We start from the raw sequence: 19,691 nt of genomic DNA on the forward strand, positions 1-19,691 counted from the left end.
ACGGAATGAAGCTGGCTGTAATCGGTACTGGATACGTTGGGCTCGTCTCGGGTGTATGTTTTGCGCAAAAAGGTAATGAGGTGATTTGTGTCGATCTGGAGCAGCACAAAATCGACATGTTGAACCGGGCAGAATCTCCGATTTATGAACCGGGTATTGAGGAATTGATCGCGTTGAATCTGGAAGCGGGCCGGTTGGAGTTCACCTCGGATTTGGCCGATGCGGTACGCCGCTCGGATATCGTAATTTTGGCGGTAGGTACGCCTTCTCTGGCTAACGGCGAGGCGAATTTGTCGTACATTGAACAGGCGGCCGCTGATGTTGGGAAAGCCATGAACGGGTATAAGATTATTATGACCAAAAGTACTGTACCTGTCGGAACGAACGAAAAGATTAAGGACGTGTTGGCTCGTCACACGAGCTTGTCTTTCGATATCGTCTCCGCGCCGGAGTTCCTGAGAGAAGGCTCAGCCATCAATGATACGCTTCATCCGGATCGCATCATTATTGGTTTGGACAATACAGGATTGCGTGAAACCATGGTCACTCTGCATCAGGTCTTCACGGATAAAATCTATGTGACGGATATCCGTAGTGCTGAAATGATCAAATACGCGTCCAATGCGTTTCTGGCAACTAAAATTTCGTTCATTAACGAAATCGCTAATATTTGCGAAAAGGTTGGCGCCGATGTAACCTGTGTGGCTGACGGTATGGGTATGGACAAACGGATTGGCTCCTCTTTTCTACAAGCAGGGATCGGGTATGGTGGCTCTTGCTTTCCAAAAGACACAAATGCGCTTATCCAAATTGCAGGTAATGTAGACTATGAATTTAAGTTGTTGAAATCGGTGGTCGAGGTGAATACCGACCAGCGCTTTATGATTGTATCCAAGCTGCGCGAATCGCTGGGTCAACTGAACGGTGTGTCGATTGGCATTTGGGGCCTCGCCTTCAAGCCCAATACAGATGACATCCGCGAAGCTCCAGCACTGGAAATCGTAGAAACGCTCATTCAGGCAGGCGCTATTGTCAAACTGTATGATCCCATTGCGATGGATAAATTCAAGGAGCGCGTGGATCACCCGAATATTGTGTGGTGCTCATCCCCACAGCAAGCTGCTGAAGGTAGCGACGCTGTGTGCCTGTTGACCGATTGGGAAGAGTTCAAAAAAGTCGACCTCGTACAACTGGCCTCCATTTTGCGCAAGCCGGTTCTCATTGACGGCCGTAACGTATTCGGTGAGGAACAGATCCAAGGCTCCGGGCTGGAATACTATTCCGTGGGTCGTCCGCGGATGAGTGGGTGGAATCGGGATAAAGTGGAAGTTTAAAAGTGACAGATTAAAAAGTGACTGTGGCGGTGTTGGAGGCGCTGAAGGCGCTGCGCGTGCAGATTGTTCTTCCGATTGCTGTTACCCCCGGATTTTCTGGATTATATAAAACATTCAAAGGTTAAAATCCGGGGATAAAGGCAAACGCTGACGCTTCTCCAGAACAATTCTGCCCGCTCCGCTGCTTTTCGCCGTGGAGTCACAATTTTTAAACTCCCACCTTATGGGGGGAGTAGAAGGGCAGATCAGAAGGAGCGGCGCGGTTGATGCCGCTCCTTCCGATCAAAGCTCCATGCGGCTGTACCCCGGCGCCGCTCCTGTGAAGCAAGGCAGGTAAACGCCAAGCGTGAGATTTTACAGGCTGACCGGACTTAATAATGTCCGGTCGTGCCTTTTGCAATAAACGGTATGATCGGCATGATGCATTTTTGAGTAGCGCAGGGATGGATTTGAATCTGGAGAAGCGGAGCGTTCGCCTGAAAGCTTTCCAAAGGAAAGCTCGCATCGGAAGCATAAGCTTAGTGGGATTCAAACCTATATACGATTTTATACAATCCAAAGAATCCCACGGCAACAGCGATCATAAGATTAAATTCATACCGTAGCGGGTAGTCAACTCATCATCAGAACGATCATCCAACCAATATAGAGAGGAAGTGGAGAGTTATGAAGCTCGTACTTTTGTCTGGTGGTTCCGGTAAAAGATTATGGCCTTTGTCCAACGATTCCCGTTCCAAACAATTTTTGAAGGTACTGGAGAGCCCGGAGGGGATTTCGGAATCCATGGTACAGCGGGTATGGAGACAATTGGGAGACAACGGATTATCAGAATCCTCGTTTATTGCGACAGGGAGAGCACAGGTCGAAATGATCCAGAGTCAGGTCGGGCCGAATACGCGCATCATTGTTGAGCCGGAACGCAGAGACACCTTTCCTGCGATTGCGCTGACAGCGACTTATCTATATTCCATTGCTGGTGTTTCACCTGATGAAATTATAGCTATATTGCCTGTAGATCCTTATGTTGAGGATGCTTTCTTCGCTTCCGTAGCCCAGCTGGAACATACGCTTCAGGAGAGTGAAGGCAAGCTTGCTTTAATCGGGGTTGTCCCTTCCTATCCTTCAGAGAAATATGGTTACATTATTCCGAAAAACGATGCCACCCAAGGTAGCACAGGCTACCGCGAAGTGAGCCATTTTCAAGAGAAACCCGACCGGGAGCAGGCGGAGCGTCTGATTGAACGCAATGCTCTATGGAACTGCGGGGTTTTTGCATTCAAATTAAGTTATTTGCTGGATATCTTGGCATCCAAGGGGTTGCCGCTTAATTATGAAGAAATGCAAAAGCAATACGCATCTCTGGAAAAAATCAGCTTTGACTATGAAGTAGTCGAGAAGGAAAAGGACATCGTAGTTCTTCCGTATGATGGTTTTTGGAAGGATTTGGGTACCTGGAATACGCTCACAGAAGAAATGTCTAATCAACAAGTGGGCAGAGGTGTAGTAACGGAGGATTGCGTCAATACGAGCCTTATTAACGAGTTAGACATTCCTGTGGCGATCATTGGAACGAATGATCTGATCGTAGCCGCTAGCCCGGATGGCATTCTTGTGACCAATAAGGCAGAAAGTCCTCGCATTAAGGAAGTGCTCAAGGCTCATGATCAGCGTCCAATGTATGAAGAACGTCGTTGGGGACAGTATCGGGTTGTGGATTATGTCAAGTATGACGAGGGTAACGAGGTATTGACCAAACGAATCCGCGTACGGAAAGGCAAAAATATCAGCTATCAGCTTCATTTCAAACGAAGTGAAATCTGGACCATTATTAGCGGTGAAGCGGAAATTATTTTGAATGAGAAGCTGCACAAAGTGAAGGCTGGTGACGTAGTACGTATCCCTGAAGGGACGAAGCATAGCATTTTGGCAGTGACCGATGTGGATTTTATTGAGGTGCAGACTGGCTCTGAGTTGGTTGAAGAGGATATTGTCCGCTTTTGTATGGATTGGAATGAAATTTCCCGTCACCAATTTATCTCCTAATTATTTTCGTAAAAACGAAAAAAAGACGAATTCATGAAAATTCATAGCCTAAACTGTCGAAATTGGGCGAAAACCTGTAAATTCATGAACATGACCTATTAAATTTTGGTAAAAAAAAGTCGATACTTAGGGTAAGAAGGAATCCAAACTCCTTCCAACGATAAACGCAGCCCTGTCGAAAGGCAGGTACGCAAAGCTAAAGGGCCTTCCACAAGGATGGCAGCCTGGCTACCGAAAGGAAGAGCGAAAGTGAGATTCAATTTTATTCCTCTGTATCGACTGATACGTCATGTACTCCCCGTTGTTATGCTTTTTTCATTGTTGCCCGTCGGTTTTGGAGATTCTCTGTCGGTGGCGAATGCCGCTTCATTACAACCTGTTAATTCGGACGCTTCTACTCAGGCCCGTGAACTATACAATTATTTACTCAACATCTCAGGGAAAAAAATAGTCACCGGTCAGCATGATTATTTGGAAAGTCCAGATGAATTAAGTAACAAGGTCCAAAAAATCAGTCAGGCATATGTTGGTGTACACGGCTATGAGATGGGAGCTATCTCTGGTCAATCTGACGCTACGGAAGCAGCACAACGTAAAAATGTCGTCGATAGTGCTATCCGTTGGGACAGATCCGGTGGAATTGTGACGATGACTTTTCATGAAGCGCTACCAGGTAGGCCACTGACTTGGGCCAATGTACAGGCGAAAGTAAGTCAGGCGGAGTTCAACAAATACGTGACCCCAGGTACTACGCAGTATAACCTCCTCATTGCCGATCTGGATAAGGTCGCTGTATCGTTAAAGCAGCTTCGTGATGCAGGGGTTCCGGTTTTGTGGAGACCTTACCACGAAATGAATGGTGACTGGTTCTGGTGGGGAAACAAAACTAATTTCAATCAGCTATGGAATATCATGTATGACCGTTTTACAAACACACATCAATTGAACAATCTGCTGTGGGTATGGAGTCCGAATGCGCCCAATTCGTATACTGTCCCGTATACCCCAAAATACCCGGGGGATGACAAAGTGGACATTTTGGCAGTAGACATTTACAACAATGATTTTAAGCAAAGTCATTACGAAGGTCTGCTCGGGCTGGCACGGAATAAGCCGATTGCCATTGGGGAGCACGGTGAGATGCCTAGTTCTGAGGTATTGCAGGCTCAACCTAAATGGGTATATTCCATGACTTGGGGCAAGATGCTGACTGAGAATAACACAACAAATCAAATTCAGGATTATATGAATGATTCGAAGAGTTTGACGCGGGATGATGTGAAAAATGGGCTGGCAGCAATCGAACAACCTGGGACAGACGTACCGACCTTACCGGACGAGGGGCAAAGTGAGCCTATCCCGGCTCCGACTCCGACTCCTCCTTCCGTTCCTGATGGGGTATATGTGAACGGGCTGCAGGGCGAATATTTTAACAATATGAATTTGAGCGGAAGTCCTGCTTTGATCCGTACAGATAGCAAGCTGGACTACAACTGGCGTGCCAATGCAGCTGATCCAAAGGTGAATGCCGATCAGTTCTCGGTTCGCTGGACGGGTAAAATCAAACCGCAATATAGCGAGACCTATACGTTCACAACGATATCCGATGACGGTATCCGTGTATGGGTAGACGGCAAGTTGGTTATTGACAGCTGGTTCAAACAAAGCTGGACAGAGCGTAAAGGTAGTATTACTTTGGAAGCAGGCAAAATGGTAGATTTAAAAGTGGAATACTATGATGAAAAAGGCGACGCGATGGCACGTCTAATGTGGGAAAGTCAGCATGAAGCGAAAGCGGTGATTCCCGGAAACGCTTTGTTTCTTCCTTGATTGATACTCTTTCCCGGTCAAAAAATTTGAGGAGAGAGGGTGGATCATATGATAAAAAAATGGTTATCCCATAGGTATACAGTAGTTTTATCTGGACTACTAGCGGTCGTAGCTATAGCGATGATCGCTTGGTTTATATACACGCCTTCAAGAAGCGCAGAATTGCAGACGGATAAAGTAGCGGCTGCCAGTCCAGTATGGAAGCTGGGTCAGAGGGATGACTCTTCAGCGGAATTCAAAGGTGTGGTCGGTAGGGATAATATCGATATTTCTACAGCAGCTGCCTCTACCGAATCATCTGCTAAAGGATCATTGTCAGCATTGTCGGAAGCAGAGAGTACAACAGTTCCGGTATTGCTCAGCAGTGGAGATATTCCTCCCGGTTTGAATGCGTCCACGAACCCAGAACTGACACTCCAGTATAAGCTGAATCAGATTCCTCCCAATGGTATGATATTCCGTGTTCGGATTTTGGATGCGGGCAAAGCAGTCCCGCAATTGGCTGTATTTTCAAATCATCAGCTGTCCGGTATTATTCAGATTGCCGGGGTTTCCGGTACTGGGAGTACTTATAATTTCAAAAACAACTACGAGCTGTATATACCCAAAGAGCAATTGCAAAGCGGTGTTAACGTACTCAAGCTAAAGACAGCGCGCTGCCTATACTGCTCCTCTGCAGAAGATAAAAATGTGTGGTGGACTTGGGATGACTTGAGCTTGGAGACGTTAGCTTCACCTGCGACCGAACCGGTACATGGTAAATATATACTGACCGGAACAAATGTGAACAATAAAGAATTTTATTATGATCAGGGTGCAGTTAAGCATTTACCATACGTTCTCAAATGGCTGGGCATTGCTTATAGTGGCAACGTCATGAGGGTCACCTGTGCCAGTAATGTGGGTAAGGCCTGTACAGACGTGGATGATTACTATCAAACGTTAAAGCAGTATAATATGCAATCGTCTGCTTTGTATTTATATACAGGTGATATTAAGCTGCAAAAAGATGGTTCTCTACCAGAGACGGCCAAGCAAAAGTTGCGCGATTATGTAAAAAAATACGGTTCTTATCTTCAATATTATGAAGTAGATAATGAACCTGGATTATTTAATCGCTCCAAGGCGGTAAATCTGGCTGTGGCCAAGTGGTTGAATACAGAAGGCAAGCAATTGGCACCGCATCTCAAAACCGTAGCACCGGGCTGGGCCTACTGGCCAACGTACTCTACCAAGGCATGCAAAAATCAAACCAGTGGTACGCAAAAATGCGGTGACCCAGATGGATGGGAACGGGACCCGGCGCAACGTAAACAGCTGGAGGAAGTCACCGACCTGACCAATGGACACGCCTATGGTGAATCGTATAATGAAGAGGGCGGGGGCAGCTTCGTCCAAAATTTGAAAACCTTCGGCGGTTCGAGCAATGGACTGGCGAAAAAGATGCTGAACACAGAGTTCGGTACCAATGATACGCATCGAGACAATCCAGATTACGGGGCTAGTCAGCCACAAGCAGCTGCATTCGACCGGATTATGCGTTCGCAAATTGGGTTTGCCGATATGTTTATCCAGCACGCTGCTTTTTATAAAGATTATACGCTGTTTAAAACAGGCTTCGATCTGCAAAGTCATAACCCGGCCAACACAGAAATTTATCCGTTCGGGCAAGGACAGGACACCCGCGTTAAGATCATGAGACGCTTGAGCTTAGCCTATGCCACCCATGGAAAACCTCTGACTTATACAGTGCTGAATCCAGAGGATACCAAGGATAAGATGGTGTATGTTCGTGCGGTGGATACGTCCAAGCTTAAACCGCTGGCAGGTAGCGGCGCTACTTCAGACAAATTGCTGGTGAATCTAGTGAATTTCGAAGCTACCACGCAGACAGTTCGTGTACGGGTAACGATGCCGAAAGCCGGTTTGTACACGGGTGAACGTTTTGGAGCGGGTTCTACTTACAGTCAGGCACAACGTTCCATATCAGGACTCAAGGCTTCTCCTGCCCTTGATTTTGAAGAAAAGCTGGGTCCTGGTGAAGCGGTACAATATATTTTGGAATTAAAAAGTACAGATCAAACCGCAGCTTCAGCTCCAACAGGGGTGAAGGCAGCCTCTGTTCAGGATGGGGCAGTAAAGATTAATTGGCTTCAGGCAGAAGGCGTATCTTCCTATGATGTGCTGCGTGCTGACGGGACCGACGGGGCTTATCAGGTGATTGCCTCGCAAGTAGCGGGAAGCACGTATACAGATCGGACGGTAAAAGCCGGAGGTCACTATGTCTACAAAGTTCGGGCGACCGGAGGCACTCAGGTTTCCCAGGCAGCCGAGGTCGCTTAATATTAGATCGGAATGTATATAGGACCTTAGATAACGAATACCTAACATCATTTCGAATTAAAACAAAAAAGAACCTATCAGGAGAAAATAGGACCTGACAGGTTCTTTTTTGTTGGAAAATCGTTCTGATTTGCCAATACTTTACGTATAATGAAGAAAAAAATAAGAAAATCCTTTTATATTCTCGTCATAAGACGACAACATTGCAGGTATGTATTCATATATAATAGTTTTGTTCATGACTATACATACATGGTTTGTGGGAAATCTCTTTCCGGTGACCAAGAATAATAAAGCGAGGTTAGTGCTGAATGAACAAGGAGACAGAATTAGGGGTGAACAACCCTCTTTTTCGAAACAACGTACAGAAAGCAGACAAAGCTGCCATCCACTTGGACATCCGGGACATCTTGCTCCAATGTGGTATCACGATACCAGAATGGCTAGAAAGCGACGCTGATGGAACCACATACCGGAAGGACAAGCGCGTGTAAATTCCAACGGCTGGTCTTACTTGAGCGAGACGTAAGGCAGTCGGCCGCGTTCTTTATTCCATCATTCGTTCCATTCGGACAAATGCAATAAAACGTTTGGCTTCTTCCTCAGACAAGGTGCGTCCGTCAATGGTCAGGTTGAAACGTCGCAGAATATCCTCGTCGGACAGTTCAAGCTGGTCCACAAATTCCCTCACATCTGAATCCAATATTGCCGCCGGATGGCTCGTACGTCCCACCAAGTAGTCAATCGTTACCCCAAAAATATCAGCGAGCTTGGTCAGGATCTCAAAATCTGGCTTGCGCCTATTTTTTTCATAGTGAGAAAGAGCTGCCCGCGTAATTCCGAGGGATTGCGCTAGCTCCTCTTGTTTTAATCCCTTATGTTCTCGTAATTCAGCGATGCGGGTGCCATAATTCATCTGTTTTTCCTCCTGAAGGCAAGGTTAAGAAAGGTAAAAAAGCAATTTTACGCTTGACAAGATACGTTTTGTATCATAAATTAGTTATGTAAGTTACATAACGTATCTTTATTTCATAGTTTTCACTTATGTCTTCGTTTATATACCCTAAGAGGCCACCGATGATTGAGCATTTTGTGCTTATTCGCTGGCTGGACCTTCTATGCGCTATTATACAACATTTTACTATAGATTAGAGGGTCATGCATCGTTCTTTTCCCCGTTATGCAGAGGATCAGTACAAGCGTTATTGCATCGAAAACAAGTCAATCAGGGAGGACTGGTCTTGTGCAGTTGAAAGAGTACATCCGTTTGATCCGTAAAAGAATGTGGTTGATTGGTAGCATCGTATTGCTGGTATGTACTGTAGTGGGCATAAAAAATGTATATTTTACCCCGCAGATTTACGAAGCTACCGCAAAGCTCATTATCAACCAGACGCCACGACCGGATCGTGCAGGTGTCGTTGATTACAGTGTAGTTCAAACGAATATAGCCTTAACGAACTCCTATAAGCAAATTATGATCTCCTCGGCGATTATGGATCAGGTGGTCGCCAGCTTCCCCGACCTTAAGGTCACTCCGTCAGCTTTGGCGTCAAAATTAAGAGTGAACACCGCAGGTGATTCACAGGTCATGGATGTAACAATCCGCGATTTATCGTATACGAAGGCTGTGAAAACCGTCAATGCGGTAGCCAAAGTATTCAAACGGCAAATCCCCTCTATCATGAAAATGGACAATGTCACCATCCTAAGCGAAGCCAGTCTGAATGATCCAGCAGTTCCCGTGAACAGTAATCCCGCTATACAGATATTTATTGCTTTTGCCACCTCTTTATTGTTGGGAATAGGCTTGGCGTTTTTGCTGGAGGTACTGGATGATACATTTAAGAATGAAGAGGATATTGAAAAAGAACTCGGTCTGCCTACCCTATCCCTGATTACGAAAATGAAAAAAGAAGATAAACGCTCCGACAGCTCCACTACAACTCCTAAACAGGTAGGTGAAGGGCAATATGCCGCGATTAATCAATAATCAGCTCGTTACATCCCTACATGCTCAGTCTTCCGTTTCGGAGGAGTACCGCATGCTTCGTACTAACATCCAGTTTTCTTCTATAGACGAGCCGATTGAGGTTATGATGGTGGCGTCCGCTCAGGCGGGTGAAGGTAGAACGGTCACGATTAGCAATTTGGCTGTAACCTATGCGCAAGAGGGGAAAAAGGTGCTGATTATGGATATGGATCTGCGTCGTTCCTCTTTGCACCATATGTTTGGTTTGCGTAATCACACGGGGCTGACACGGGTGCTTGCCAATCAACAGGCATGGCAGGATGTGGTTCAGGAAACCGGGATTGACCATCTGCATGCAATTACAGCCGGACCGAACCCGCCCAATCCGTCCGAGATGCTCAGTTCCCGCAGAATGAATGCTCTGCTGGTTGACCTAAAAGAACATTATGACGTGATCTTAATGGATACGCCGCCGTTGCTGTCCTTTCCGGATGGCTTAATTATAAGCGCTATGTGTGACGGAGTCATTCTGGTGGTGCAGGCAGGGAAGGTCAAAAAGGATATCGTCAAGAAAGCAAAAGCGAATTTGGAAAGAGTAAAGGCGCGCATTCTGGGTGTAGTACTTAATAATGTGAAGCGTTCGAATACCCGCGCCGAGCGGGGGATGGAGGAACGCAATCTGACATGAATAAAAAGGAGGAAAATGATAGTATATAAAATTCTTTTAACAATGTATAAATAATACTTATCAATAAGGAGCGAGGTGATGAGACGTGTCTTCTTCCCGCTCGAACGAGGCCGAAGTGCTGGGCGCGTCAGTGGATGTTTATTCGGTTGCTCATGGGCTTGAACGGCGGCAAGGATGGAACGTATACCCGTTCGTGAAGCGAAGCATGGATATTATATTGTCTTTCATTGGAATCATCGTGCTATGCCCGGTATTTCTGCTTGTCGTTTTGCTGATTAAGCTGGAGGACCCAAAAGGAAGTGCAATATTTTATCAAGTACGTATTGGAAAAAACGAGCGGCCGTTTCGCATGATCAAATTTCGTTCTATGGTGTCTGATGCCGAAGCCAGATTGTCTGCACTGCTGGTGGAAAATGAAATTGAGGGTGCGATGTTCAAAATGCGGGACGATCCCCGAATTACCCGTGTGGGTCGCTTTCTTCGCAGAACGAGCATCGACGAGCTGCCACAACTGTTCAATGTACTACGTGGGCAGATGAGTCTGGTAGGACCCAGACCCCCATTGCCAAGAGAAGTCCATGATTACACAGTGAGGGATAAGCTGCGTCTGACGGTTACACCGGGCTGCACTGGTCTATGGCAGATCAGCGGTCGTAATCATCTAAGCTTTAACCAGATGGTAGAACTGGATTTGGAGTACATATCCAGACGCAGTTTCCGCACAGATATGATCATTATGCTGAAAACATTTCGTGTGCTGCTAGGCTCCAAGGATGCGTATTAAAGTCTTTCATTTTCACGAAGAAGGTAGGGGATAAGTATGGATCTTCATTCCAACATATATGTAGCAGGGCATAACGGACTGGTGGGTTCCGCTATTGTCCGAGCGCTTCAGGATGCGGGTTACCGTCATATTATTACTCGCACAAGCCGTGAGCTGGATCTACGCAATAAAGAGGCAGTAGATCATTTTTTTGAAACAGAGCCTGTGGATTATGTATTTCTGGCAGCGGCCAAGGTTGGTGGGATTTTGGCGAATAACGAATATCCGGCTGATTTTATCCGTGACAATCTGCTTATACAAACGAATGTGATTGATGCGGCATACCGGGCGAATGTAGGCAAGCTGTTATTCCTCGGCTCTACTTGTATCTATCCTAAATTTGCTCCGCAGCCGTTGCGGGAAGAATATCTGCTTACAGGTGAACTGGAGCCTACTAATGAGGCCTATGCAATTGCTAAAATTGCCGGGATTAAAATGTGTCAGTCTTACAACCGTCAGTATGGAACCCGGTTTATTTCTGTGATGCCGACGAATTTATACGGTCCGGGCGACAACTTTGATCTCCAGACCTCTCATGTGCTGCCTGCGCTCATCCGCAAGTTTCATGAAGCCAAGCTGAATCAATCCCCGACTGTCGAAGTATGGGGCTCAGGTACGCCGCGGCGAGAATTTCTTCATTCTGATGATTTGGCTGAAGCCTGTCTGTTCCTGATGAACAATTATGAGGGAAATGAAATTGTAAATATCGGCGTAGGTGAGGATATCTCTATTCGTGAGCTGGCTGAACGAGTGAAGAATGTAGTCGACTATGAGGGAGAAATTACCTTTAACACCTCCGCTCCTGATGGAACGCCGCGTAAGTTGGTAGATGTATCCCGAATTTCCGAGCTGGGTTGGTCGGCGCGTATTTCACTAGAAGAGGGATTAAAGTCTGTGTATCAGGCATTTCAAGGTCTGGATCTGGTTGAACAATAAAAAAACGGTGGGGGAATGGGAATGAAAAAAGCGCTGATCACAGGGATTACCGGACAAGACGGGTCCTATCTGGCTGAGTTGCTGCTGTCCAAGGATTATGAGGTGTACGGGGTGCGCAGACGAACCAGCACACCGAACTTTGAAAATGTAGCGCATATCCAGAATGACATCCACTGGCTTTCCGGTGATATGACTGATCTGGCTTCATTGATCGAAGCCGTCCGTCAGTCCGACCCGGATGAGGTCTACAACTTGGCTGCTCAATCCTTCGTAGCGGCCTCATGGCCGCAGCCGTTGGCTACAGGTCAGATTACAGCGCTGTCTGTCACCAATATGCTGGAGGCGGTTCGAATTGCCAAACCGGAAGCGCGCTTTTATCAGGCGTCAAGCAGCGAGATGTTCGGTAAGGTGCTGGAGACACCGCAGACAGAAACGACTCCGTTTTACCCACGTAGTCCCTATGGTGTCGCCAAAGTGTACGGCCATTGGATTACAGTGAACTATCGCGAAAGCTTTAATATGTTTGCTTGCTCTGGCATTCTGTTCAATCACGAATCCCCACGCCGAGGACTGGAATTTGTAACGCGTAAGGTGTCGGATGCGGTAGCTCGTATCAAGCTGGGGTTGCAGCAGGAGCTGCGCATGGGAAATTTGGATTCACTGCGAGACTGGGGTTTTGCAGGGGATTATGTAAAGGCGATGTGGCTGATGCTTCAGCAGGATCAACCGGATGATTACGTCATTTCCACGGGAGAAATGCATTCTGTGCGTGAACTGCTGCAAATTGCCTTTTCCCATGTAGGCCTAAATTACGAGGATTACGTCGTGATCGATCCTCAGTTTGTCCGTCCGGCAGAGGTAGATCTATTGCTCGGCGATTGTGCCAAGGCGAAAGAAAAGCTGGGCTGGCGATTGGAAGTAGGCTTCGAGCAGCTCATTCATATGATGGTGGATACAGACTTGGAGCGGGTAAAAAGGCAGGCTGCAGTTGAAGCTTCTGTCGTCGTGTAAGAGATGGAGAGGCCATCCGCCTGGGCGGGGGTCTCTTCGCTGTACGCAAGGTCATTTTTCAAGATGGAGTAAAACCTATGACATTAGTCGAAAAACGCGCCAAACCGCGCAGAAGTTTGCTGGTGAATACATCATGGCTGTTCGGTGACAAAATGATTCGCATGGTGTTCGGCCTGGCAGTCAGCATCATCATGGCGAGAGTGTTGGGACCAGAGGAACTGGGAAAGTGGAATTATGCGGAATCCTTTTTCGGGATGTTTCTGATTTTCACGACCCTTGGCTTTGATTCTATATTAGTACGCGATCTTGTCAAAGACCCCAAGGATGAGCATGAGCTATTGGGTACGGCGGTTCTGCTGAAATTGGTAGGTACTCTGATAGCCATTGTACTGTCCTATTCTTTCATTTCACTGCTCAGACCGGAAGACAGTTCGGTGCGGTTGATCAATCTGATCTTGGCTACGGCCTCGGTATTTCAATTGTTTGATATCATCGACTACTGGTTTCGTGCGCAGATGCTGTCCAAATACACGGTCGTTGCCAAGAATACCGCCTTTGTTCTCGGCTCAACCATCAAAATCATTCTGTTGTTGTCCGGTGTTCCGATATGGGTGGTGGCGTTGTGTGCTCATGGAGAGTTTCTATTGGGGAGCCTGCTGCTGCTGTATTTCTTCCGTAAGGAAGGACGACGTGTGAAGCGATGGACGTTCCGCTTAGCCACAGCTCGGCGAATTATGAATCACAGCTGGCCGCTTATACTGTCATCCTCCGCTGTATATGTACAGGCACGGATCGATCAAGTCATTATCGGTGAACTGCTGGGGAACGCTGCGGTTGGGCAATACTCCGTTGCACTCCGACTCATCGAAGTGCTGGGCTTCATTCCGGTTGTTCTGACAACGGCCTATGCTCCAGTAGTAACCCGCTCCAAGCAGAAAGGAAGCGACGAATACAGACAGACATTGTCTACGGTGTATCGCCTGATGTTTATATGCTTTCTTGTGACCTCGGTACCTTTATTTTTTCTATCCCAATGGGTAGTGGTTGTGCTGTATGGGAAAGAATTTACCGAAGCAGGTTCGCTGTTGTCTCTGTTTGCGATTCGTCTGTTTTTCACCAACTTCAGTGTTGCTAAAAGCTTGTTTATTACCAATGAAAATTTGTTCAGATACACGCTGCTGACCTCGGTGGTGGGTGCGGTTACGAATATCGCTTTCAATTACGCGCTAATCCCGTTGCTTGGTGTCCGAGGGTCGTTAGTGGCGACGATCTTGTCCTTTACGATATCTGTATTTCTATTAGATTTGCTATTTAAGGAAGTTAAATCTAATTTGGGTTGGATGATGAAGTCCATCCTGACCTTCTGGCGTGTTCATATTACAGTACCGAAAGTTGGAGAGAACAATCATGATACCCATTAAACCGTTTGTTCGGCATGAGGAACAGTGCCCGCATTGTGGAGGTAAGGTACGTGGTGGAGAGGTGCTGTGGCAGGGAATCCATGTATGTGTCAGCACTGTGTGTGGGGGGTGCGGACGCGAATATCTCGAGGACATGAGGGTCGGTCATGCCACGTATTCACCTTATCGTGTAGAAATGCCTGACTATATTCTGACAGGTGATGCGAAGTCGAGAAAATGGCTCGGAGAGCCTTTGCGGCAATCGTTGATGAATCCTTCCTATGACTTAGCAGTCGGCATGACTGTGCATAAAATGAAAGCTTCTACACGTGTGATTATCATCAACACAATGGATTATTTGTATGGCCATGCTTTGCTCAAGCTGCTCAATGTGCAACGCGAATACGAGCAATCGCCGGACCTGGGCATCATCGTCATTGTGCAAAAGTCGCTGGAATGGATGGTGCCAGCATATGTGTCTGAAATTTGGACGGTTGATGTGCCGTTCAGCAGGGCACGAAACTTTTATCCTGTGCTACATCATCGGATGATTGAGGAACTGATGCGTTTTGATGAGGTGTATGTCAGCCCGGCATATTCACATCCCAATCAGTTTGATATTGAGCAGTTTACAGGTGTCTCCCGCTATGACGAGAGGCGTGAGTCGGAGCCGCGCATTACCTTCGTATGGAGGGAAGATCGCTTGTGGAGCGGCAGCCATCATATCGCAAGAGCGGTACAGAAATTTCCGCAGCTCAAACGTGGGCTAAAACCGCTAATTTATCATCAGCGCAGTAAAATCATACGACTGTTCCGCAGGCTGAGAGAAAGCTTCCCAGATCATCGTTTTACAGTCGCTGGACTTGGGCGTACCGGGAGCTTCCCGGCATGGATTTCTGATGAGCGTGTCACACGCTTTGACCGGGAAAGTGAGCTGCGGGTCTGCGAGGTATACGCAGCCAGCCGATTAGTGATCGGCATCCACGGCTCTAATATGCTGCTGCCCTCTGCGCATGCTGGCATGACCATTGATTTGATGCCCAAGGACCGATGGGGGAATTACGCTCAGGATATTTTATTTCACGAAACGGATCATCGGCTTACAGCCTACAAATACCGCTTTGTGCCGATGGAATCGAGTGTGACTCTAGTGGCGGATATGGCAGCTGCCCAGCTCAAAGGGGCAGACCATTTTAATATGCAGATGATGGAGGAAAGGCAGCGTGAGCATTCAAGTTGGAGGGGAGAGGCCGCTTCGGGGCGGGTTTGATCCTGGAGCAACTATTGTGGATGGAAGGCCGCTTCGGGACGGATTTGATCTTCCGATCGCTGTTGACGTGGGATTCCTTTGTTTGAATAAAGCCCTACAGAGGGCGGAATCCCTCGTCAAAGGCGACCGCTTCGCTTCTTCAGATTCAAACCCTTACCCTCCGCTACCCACCGCCGCCAAAAAGAATTTCCCCCAGCCCATAAGGTGGGGAAGGTAAGAGCCGCCTGGCGATAGCTTCGCCTTATCGCCGCGAACGCCGGGCATGCATGCCCGTATAGGGCACACTCAGCACAGTTCTCTGTCAAAGTGACAGCGTTCAGTGGATATCAATCTTTTAGCAGGCAACAATCAAGCCTAGCTAAGGTCTCGTGGTCAGCCCTGCGGTAGTAGCTCTATGCTGTTCAATCGTTTATCGCTATGTGACCGGTATACAAGTTAGCGTAGTCAACGGCTGCATGCATTCGCTCGCGTATATCCGCGCAGCGAAGGCACTTCATGCCCAGCATTCCCTTTTTTAAATGGGGTGACTTTATGGAAACGGCGGTCAGCAGCGGAGCGGTCCATTTGAATCTGAAGAAGCGCTAGCGTTCGCCTTTGCAGTGGGATTCTTACCTCGGAATGTTTTATATATCCAGGAATCCCACTGCAACAGCGATCGGAAGATCAAATGGAACGCGCAGCGTTCTCTGAACCCTCCGTGCTCCATAACTCACCCAATATGAAATGGCAGGAGCCCTGATGATGATTCAAAAAATATTGTATCTCCGCAATTTTGCTAGCAAGGTGAACGGGGACTCATACAATTTACAGGAAGTCGGTTTGGGCAAAGCACTCGTTCGAAAAGGCTATGATTGCGATATTGTTTACTACAACGATCGTAAAGAAACCCATCTGGAACAGGTCTACCGTCACGAAGGATGCACCCTGCGTATTATCTGGCTCCATGGGTTTAAGTTCTTAAGCAACAGCATCTACAGAGATGTTCTCAAAGATTCTTTTCTGGATGCTTATGGTCTGGTCATTACTACAGAATACAACCAGATCATGACCTATCTGCTTTCTCGCAAATGTCCTGATAAGCTGGCATTGTATCACGGCCCATACCGGGATAACACGCACGCGCTGATCCGCAAACTGTACGATATTATGCTGCTGCCGAAGGTAGCAAAATCTCTAAGCCGTACCTATGTCAAATCCGATCTCGCCAAGCGCTATCTGGAGAATAAAGGTTTTGACAACGTGGTTACGATTGGAGTCGGACTGGATCGCAGTAAAGTAGAGAGAGCATTCAACAGTGACACCAGTAACAACAGTGAAGACATAAGCGGAGAACGTGAGGAAAACCGTGAGGTCGCGAATGAGCTGCGTCGAATCGGAGATCGTCCGGTGCTACTGTATGTTGGTGTACTGGAGGAACGGAGAAATATACGTTTTATGCTGAGTACGTTCAAAAGGGTACTCCAAAAGCATCCTAGCTGCCTTTTGTTAATGGTCGGGAATGGACGGAAGACGGACACAGACCGCTATTGGACATATGCTCATGAACTGGGAATAACGGACAGTATTATACATTTTTCAAGAGTGGAGCAACGTCATCTGTGGCAGGTTTATGGAGCGGCGGATGTGATGCTGTTTCCAACCCAATACGATATTTTTGGTATGGTGCTGCTGGAAAGCATGCTGTTTCGCGTTCCGATTATCTCTTCGGTAAACGGGGGCTCGGTTACCTTGATTGAGGACGGAGTGAGCGGAGTCATGCTGAGAAGCTTTTCAGAAGAGGAATGGTCTGGTCGAATAGGCGCTTTGCTGGATAATGCTGAGCTGAGACGAAGTATGGCGGAGAAGGCCTTCCTTACGGTCGAGCGTATGTCGTGGGATCGCATCGCAGATGAAATAGTAAGCCATCAAGGGATCAAGCCCGGGAATTCTAACCACGTTCTGCAATCAACGCAGGAAAGAGGGGCAGCCACGTGAGCCAACAGGTCAGCAGACAGATGAACCCTCCTGTAAGCAAGGTGCTGATCATCCATAACTTTTATCAGCAAAGCGGGGGAGAAGACAAGGTTGTCGAGCAAGAATCGGCTATGCTGCGTTCCAGAGGAATAGAGACAGAGCATTACTATGTGCACAACGACAGCATTCAAAGCAGAGGGCTAGCGAACATGGCAAAGCTGGCAGTAGAGGCGGCATGGTCCCTGCCGGAATTCAAAAGAATTAAGAAGCTGCTTTTACAGGTGAAGCCGGATGTGGTGCATGTGCATAATTTTTTCCCAGTTATATCTCCTTCGGTCTATCATGCTTGTGAACGGCTGGGGATTCCGGTTGTCCAGACACTGCATAATTACAGGCTGATTTGTCCGGCGGCAACCTTTATGCGAGGGAATAAGGTTTGTGAAAAATGCCTTCACGGCACGCTGCTGCACTCCATCCGTCATGGATGCTATCGAGGTTCACAGCTTCAGACGATTCCGGTGGCGGCGATGATTAAGTTCAACGATCTGATCGGCACATGGCAGCACAAGGTAAGTCGCTATATTGCGCTGACGGAGTTTGCACGGGACAAATTTGCCGAAAGCGGTATTCCGCTGGATCGTATCGCGGTAAAGCCGAATTTTATCCATCATAAAAAAGTGAAAACCCAGTATGACCCGAATGATCGTTATTTGTTGTTCGTGGGGCGGATTTCTGCTGAAAAAGGGGTTCGCAATCTGCTGCAAGCCTGGTCGCAGTTGGAAGATCGGGGGGGATTTAGACTGGTCATCATTGGGGATGGTCCGGAAAAGGCTGAATTGGCCGCTGCTTATCCGCAGGAAGATGTTCGGTTTCTCGGTAAGCAGGATGGAGACACGGTACTGGATTGCATGAGCCGAGCCATGTATGTCATGGTGCCTTCCATTTGGTATGAAGGATTTCCCATGACCATTGTAGAGTCTTTTTCTGTTGGAACCCCGGTATTATGCAGCCGGCTCGGCGCACTGGAGGAAGTCGTGGAGGACGGGGTGACGGGTTTCCATTTTCAACATGATGATTTGGAAAATATAAAGACTGTGATTCGCTGTGCAGTAGCCTATGAAAACTATGCAGCTATGAGACAGAAGGTGTCGGAAAATTATGCTGCACGCTATACGGAAGAAGTGAATGTAAAGCAGCTGATGGCGATATATAGCGAGGCGATGGAGGAGCGTGATTATGAAACAGCTGCCCCAATATAGAGTCGGAAGGATTGCGGATGCAGATATTGCAGCACTTACGTTTCAGGAGACGGTACACATGCTGGAACAATGGGCAGTCGAACGAAAGGACGGCTATGTATGTATTTGCAACACACATTCCATTGTCACAGCCGGGAATCATTCCGAGTTCCACAAAGCGCTCACTCAAGCCGATTTGTGTACTCCGGATGGTATGCCGTTGGTATGGGCGCTTAAGCTGTACGGATTTGAGCGTCAGGATCGGGTAGATGGTCCCAGTCTGATGCTCAAGTTGTGCGAACGTGCGCCACAGACGAAGGTGAGTATATATTTTTACGGCAGTACGCCGGATACGCTGGATAGCTTAAAAGAAAGAGTAGAACAGGATTACCCCGGAATCCGCATCGCGGGCAGCTTTTCACCACCATTTCGTGAGCTTCACCCAGATGAGGAGGAGCGGATCATTGATGAAATCAATGCGTCCGGCGCGCATATCATATTCGTCAGCTTAGGCTGCCCGAAGCAGGAAATATGGATGCATCGAAACAAAGACCGCATTCATGGCGTGATGATTGGAGTAGGGGCGGCCTTTGACTATATCACTGGAAAGGTTCGTAGACCGCCACTAGCGATACAAAAGCTGGGGCTGGAGTGGCTGTATCGTCTGATCTGCGAACCGAAGCGATTATGGAAGAGGTATGCCTATAACAATCCGATGTATGTATACCGTTTTCTAAAATCTTATCGGCAAAACAAACGGCTTACGCTTTATCATAATCGGCTTGCAGGAAGAGATATAGAGAAGTGAAGTCGGTAAAAGCAGGATGCAATGAGACAGCATGTAAAAGGG

The 19,691-nt window shown here is 47.4% G+C and carries 16 protein-coding genes and 1 riboswitch; of the genes, 15 read left to right on the forward strand and 1 reads right to left on the reverse strand.

Annotation, left to right across the window (positions count from 1 at the left end):
• Positions 1-5 precede the first annotated feature (5 nt).
• The 5 genes from NLX82_RS07750 (at position 6) to NLX82_RS07770 (ending at position 8,044) form a co-directional block, all read left to right on the forward strand.
• Entirely contained in the window at positions 6-1,334 is a 1,329-nt protein-coding gene (locus NLX82_RS07750) for a UDP-glucose dehydrogenase family protein (protein ID WP_053324852.1), read from the forward strand.
• Positions 1,335-2,000: 666 nt separating this feature from the next.
• Positions 2,001-3,377, forward strand: a complete 1,377-nt coding sequence (locus NLX82_RS07755) for a sugar phosphate nucleotidyltransferase (RefSeq protein ID WP_013309163.1) — start codon at positions 2,001-2,003, stop codon at positions 3,375-3,377.
• A gap of 155 nt (positions 3,378-3,532) precedes the next feature.
• Positions 3,533-3,613, forward strand: a riboswitch (cyclic di-GMP riboswitch).
• A gap of 13 nt (positions 3,614-3,626) precedes the next feature.
• On the forward strand, positions 3,627-5,207 hold the full coding sequence (locus NLX82_RS07760) for a glycosyl hydrolase (RefSeq protein ID WP_254347707.1): 1,581 nt from the start codon (positions 3,627-3,629) through the stop codon (positions 5,205-5,207).
• Between the two features lie 48 nt (positions 5,208-5,255).
• Positions 5,256-7,550, forward strand: a complete 2,295-nt coding sequence (locus NLX82_RS07765) for a PD-(D/E)XK nuclease family protein (RefSeq protein ID WP_254347708.1) — start codon at positions 5,256-5,258, stop codon at positions 7,548-7,550.
• A gap of 311 nt (positions 7,551-7,861) precedes the next feature.
• The gene (locus NLX82_RS07770) at positions 7,862-8,044 is read left to right on the forward strand and encodes a hypothetical protein (protein ID WP_025720481.1); all 183 of its coding nucleotides are present in this window, start codon (positions 7,862-7,864) and stop codon (positions 8,042-8,044) included.
• A 53-nt stretch (positions 8,045-8,097) separates the two neighbouring features.
• Here NLX82_RS07770 and NLX82_RS07775 read toward each other — a convergent pair whose 3' ends face one another.
• Positions 8,098-8,466, reverse strand: coding sequence for a helix-turn-helix domain-containing protein (locus NLX82_RS07775; RefSeq protein ID WP_023987431.1), 369 nt, complete (start codon positions 8,464-8,466; stop codon positions 8,098-8,100).
• A 327-nt stretch (positions 8,467-8,793) separates the two neighbouring features.
• On the opposite strand from NLX82_RS07775, the gene NLX82_RS07780 reads away from it, so the two are divergent.
• From NLX82_RS07780 to NLX82_RS07825, 10 genes are all read left to right on the forward strand, one after another.
• Complete coding sequence (locus NLX82_RS07780; protein WP_023987432.1) at positions 8,794-9,543, forward strand: YveK family protein; 750 nt, start codon at positions 8,794-8,796, stop codon at positions 9,541-9,543.
• The gene (locus NLX82_RS07785; protein ID WP_023987433.1) at positions 9,524-10,210 is read left to right on the forward strand and encodes a CpsD/CapB family tyrosine-protein kinase; all 687 of its coding nucleotides are present in this window, start codon (positions 9,524-9,526) and stop codon (positions 10,208-10,210) included. Before NLX82_RS07780 ends, NLX82_RS07785 begins: the two co-directional genes overlap by 20 nt.
• 85 nt (positions 10,211-10,295) lie before the next feature.
• Positions 10,296-10,994, forward strand: coding sequence for a sugar transferase (locus NLX82_RS07790; protein ID WP_028543104.1), 699 nt, complete (start codon positions 10,296-10,298; stop codon positions 10,992-10,994).
• A 36-nt stretch (positions 10,995-11,030) separates the two neighbouring features.
• A complete protein-coding gene (gene fcl, locus NLX82_RS07795; protein ID WP_023987435.1) occupies positions 11,031-11,969 on the forward strand; it encodes a GDP-L-fucose synthase in 939 nt (312 codons plus the stop codon).
• A 21-nt stretch (positions 11,970-11,990) separates the two neighbouring features.
• Entirely contained in the window at positions 11,991-12,980 is a 990-nt protein-coding gene (gmd, locus tag NLX82_RS07800) for a GDP-mannose 4,6-dehydratase (RefSeq protein WP_023987436.1), read from the forward strand.
• Positions 12,981-13,057: 77 nt separating this feature from the next.
• A complete protein-coding gene (locus tag NLX82_RS07805; RefSeq protein WP_023987437.1) occupies positions 13,058-14,401 on the forward strand; it encodes a flippase in 1,344 nt (447 codons plus the stop codon).
• Entirely contained in the window at positions 14,388-15,650 is a 1,263-nt protein-coding gene (locus tag NLX82_RS07810) for a hypothetical protein (protein ID WP_068938666.1), read from the forward strand. Before NLX82_RS07805 ends, NLX82_RS07810 begins: the two co-directional genes overlap by 14 nt.
• 741 nt (positions 15,651-16,391) lie before the next feature.
• A complete protein-coding gene (locus NLX82_RS07815; RefSeq protein WP_254347709.1) occupies positions 16,392-17,624 on the forward strand; it encodes a glycosyltransferase family 4 protein in 1,233 nt (410 codons plus the stop codon).
• Positions 17,621-18,862 (forward strand): glycosyltransferase family 4 protein, encoded by a 1,242-nt coding sequence (locus NLX82_RS07820; protein WP_075153891.1) that lies wholly within the window; start codon positions 17,621-17,623, stop codon positions 18,860-18,862. Before NLX82_RS07815 ends, NLX82_RS07820 begins: the two co-directional genes overlap by 4 nt.
• Positions 18,840-19,649: a WecB/TagA/CpsF family glycosyltransferase gene (locus NLX82_RS07825; protein ID WP_081365946.1), complete on the forward strand. Its 810-nt coding sequence runs from the start codon at positions 18,840-18,842 to the stop codon at positions 19,647-19,649. Before NLX82_RS07820 ends, NLX82_RS07825 begins: the two co-directional genes overlap by 23 nt.
• Positions 19,650-19,691 lie beyond the last annotated feature (42 nt).

The sequence above is a fragment of the Paenibacillus sp. A3M_27_13 genome (assembly GCF_024213315.1).
Classification (GTDB): Bacteria; Bacillota; Bacilli; order Paenibacillales; family Paenibacillaceae; genus Paenibacillus; species Paenibacillus polymyxa_B.

Bases quoted from the DNA above. Each gene is read 5' to 3' on its own strand.
- NLX82_RS07750 (WP_053324852.1), top strand. From the start codon at position 6: ATGAAGCTGGCTGTAATCGGTACTGGATACGTTGGGCTCGTCTCGGGT.
- NLX82_RS07755 (WP_013309163.1), top strand. From the start codon at position 2,001: ATGAAGCTCGTACTTTTGTCTGGTGGTTCCGGTAAAAGATTATGGCCT.
- NLX82_RS07765 (WP_254347708.1), top strand. From the start codon at position 5,256: ATGATAAAAAAATGGTTATCCCATAGGTATACAGTAGTTTTATCTGGA.
- NLX82_RS07770 (WP_025720481.1), top strand. From the start codon at position 7,862: ATGAACAAGGAGACAGAATTAGGGGTGAACAACCCTCTTTTTCGAAAC.
- NLX82_RS07775 (WP_023987431.1), bottom strand. From the start codon at position 8,466: ATGAATTATGGCACCCGCATCGCTGAATTACGAGAACATAAGGGATTA.
- NLX82_RS07785 (WP_023987433.1), top strand. From the start codon at position 9,524: ATGCCGCGATTAATCAATAATCAGCTCGTTACATCCCTACATGCTCAG.
- fcl (WP_023987435.1), top strand. From the start codon at position 11,031: ATGGATCTTCATTCCAACATATATGTAGCAGGGCATAACGGACTGGTG.
- gmd (WP_023987436.1), top strand. From the start codon at position 11,991: ATGAAAAAAGCGCTGATCACAGGGATTACCGGACAAGACGGGTCCTAT.
- NLX82_RS07805 (WP_023987437.1), top strand. From the start codon at position 13,058: ATGACATTAGTCGAAAAACGCGCCAAACCGCGCAGAAGTTTGCTGGTG.
- NLX82_RS07810 (WP_068938666.1), top strand. From the start codon at position 14,388: ATGATACCCATTAAACCGTTTGTTCGGCATGAGGAACAGTGCCCGCAT.
- NLX82_RS07815 (WP_254347709.1), top strand. From the start codon at position 16,392: ATGATTCAAAAAATATTGTATCTCCGCAATTTTGCTAGCAAGGTGAAC.
- NLX82_RS07825 (WP_081365946.1), top strand. From the start codon at position 18,840: ATGAAACAGCTGCCCCAATATAGAGTCGGAAGGATTGCGGATGCAGAT.